A 245-nucleotide genomic window follows, 5' to 3' on the forward strand; every position below is an offset into this window, starting at 1 on the left:
TCCCATATATGACTCTAACATCTGAAGCACTTCTTGCTCCAATCGGTCTTTTAAATACAGATCAAGAGCGGAAAAGGGCTCGTCTAATAAAATAACTTCCGGTTCATAAGCCATAATCCGAGCAAGCGCCGTTCTTTGCTGCTGTCCTCCGGAAAGCTGCTTTGGATAATGTTTTTCCAGACCTGCCAGACCAAACTTTTGAATCATCTCTTTGACCCGCTTATGTATATCCTGCTTATTTCCTT

Annotated in this window: 1 protein-coding gene; it reads right to left on the bottom strand. The window is 42.4% G+C overall.

Features of this window, described 5'->3' with window-relative positions; translation table 11 throughout:
- The coding region (locus NE637_RS15525) for an ATP-binding cassette domain-containing protein (RefSeq protein WP_256267824.1) at positions 1–245 on the bottom strand (245 nt) is incomplete at both ends.

This window comes from Desulfovibrio desulfuricans, from assembly GCF_024460775.1.
Lineage (GTDB): Bacteria > Desulfobacterota > Desulfovibrionia > Desulfovibrionales > Desulfovibrionaceae > Desulfovibrio > Desulfovibrio desulfuricans_E.